At 69.3% G+C, this 1,934-nt stretch carries 2 protein-coding genes; one reads left to right on the top strand and one right to left on the bottom strand.

Features of this window, described 5'->3' with window-relative positions:
- Position 1 precedes the first annotated feature (1 nt).
- Complete coding sequence (locus tag LOY02_RS13980) at positions 2 to 1,264, bottom strand: hypothetical protein (RefSeq protein ID WP_317182972.1); 1,263 nt, start codon at positions 1,262 to 1,264, stop codon at positions 2 to 4.
- A 228-nt stretch (positions 1,265 to 1,492) separates the two neighbouring features.
- Between LOY02_RS13980 and LOY02_RS13985 the strand changes: the two genes are divergently transcribed.
- The coding region (locus LOY02_RS13985; protein WP_317182973.1) for an argininosuccinate synthase domain-containing protein at positions 1,493 to 1,934 on the top strand (442 nt) is incomplete at its 3' end.

Here is a 1,934-nt window from a genome sequence, read left to right on the forward strand (position 1 = left end):
CTCAGGCCCGGGTCTCAGCCCACCGGGAACCCCGCACGGCCCGCGTCACGAGGTGGACGGCGACCGCGACGGCGAGGGCGGCGGCGAAGACCGCGAGTGCTGCCAGCGGGTTCGTCATGGCCTCGGGGCGGACGAGCACCGTCACCGCGAGAGCCAGCATCATCACACCGGCCGCGAGCTTGAGCACCCGCCCGTGTCGCTCCTGCAGCTTCGTCGCGCGCAGGGTGGCCACGGCCACGGCGAAGACGACCACCTCGTCGATGAGGAACGGCACGAGGTAGAGCGCGAAGAGGGCGACCGCCTCGGGCGTGCTCACGTCGTTGGCCTGCAGCAGGCCCGCCCAGAGCACCGGGAAACCGGCCGTGCACGGTGTCTCGAGCAGCGAGACCCCGATCGCGAGGAGCACGGTGGCGCCGAGGGCCGGCAGGAGGGCGCGCTCGCCCGCGACCCTGCGCATCCGCTGGTAGATGCCGGGTTTCGACGCATCGGGAATGGTGAACGACAGACCCTTCTTGAAGGCGAAGTAGTCCTTGACGCTCACGGCACCGAAGATGCCGGCCACGAGGGCCACGCCGACCTGGATGGCCCCGAGGTGGCCGACGAACGTCAATGCGGAATAGATGCCCGCGATGTAGACGGCATACATCAGGGCGGTGACGAGCAGGAACGCGGCGCCGACCGCGACCACCCTGCGACGACTGCCGGTGCGGACGATGATGGCGAGCAGGACCGAGATCACCCACAACGAGCACGGGTTCACTCCGTCGACGAAGCCGATGAGGACGGTCGACAGGACGAGTGAGTCGCCCCTGACCTCCACCGGCCCGACGAGGGGGACGTCAACGCTCGTCGGTGCTCGTTGCGTCGGCATCGACGTCGCCGGAGGCGGTGCCGGCGGGCCGGCCGTCTCCGCAGCGGCGAGCTCCGCTTCGATCGCGGCCTCGATCTCGGGCCGCAGGGACTCGGACCACCCGATCCAGTAGCGGTCGCCGACGATGGTGACGGGTACGCCTGAGGGCTCGAAGCCCAGCCGCGCCGCAGCGTCGAGGAGGACCTGCTGGTTCGACTCGTCGTACCAGACCTCGTACATCGTGATGCGGAGTCCCGGGTACTGCTCGGCCGCCGTCTCCAGCCACGCCTTCTCGTCGGCGCAGTGCGGGCAGCCGTCGCCCCAGAAGAGGACGAGCTCGGCTGTCCGTTCCTCCTCCGCCGCGTGAGCCGGCGCGGCGAACACGAGCAGCCCGAGTGCGCCTGTGACGGACATGGCGACGACCAGCCGGATCAGCAGGCCTGCCCAGGCACTCCACCAGCGCGTCCGATCGGCGCGTGGCGGCCGCCCACGCGTGCAGGTCATCGGGTCCGTCATCCCACCTCACCCCTACGGCCACGGTAGATCCCGGAAGCCCCCCGACCGGTCCGGTGTGGCTGCCCTCACGCGCGGCGCGGGAATCCGCGTGGATAACTATGCGTGATTGTGCATATACTTGCAGGCGTGTCCAAAGTCTTGACGTCGCTCCCTGTCGGTGAACGAGTCGGGATCGCCTTCTCGGGCGGCCTCGACACCTCGGTGGCTGTCGCGTGGATGCGCGAGAAGGGCGCAGAGCCCTGCACCTACACCGCCGATCTCGGCCAGTACGACGAGCCGGACATCGATTCCATCCCCGGCCGGGCCGGGCAGTACGGTGCGGAGATCTCGCGCCTCGTCGACTGCAAGACCGCCCTCGTCGAGGAGGGACTGTCCGCGATCGCCTGCGGAGCATTCCACATCCGCAGCGGGGGCAAGACCTACTTCAACACCACGCCTCTGGGTCGGGTCGTCACCGGCACGCTACTCGTCCGCGCCATGCACGAGGACGCCGTCTCGATCTGGGGAGACGGATCGACGTTCAAGGGCAACGACATCGAGCGGTTCTACCGCTACGGCCTCCTGGCCA

Origin of the sequence: Intrasporangium sp. (genome assembly GCF_032907665.1) — a bacterium.
GTDB lineage: Bacteria > Actinomycetota > Actinomycetes > Actinomycetales > Dermatophilaceae > Intrasporangium.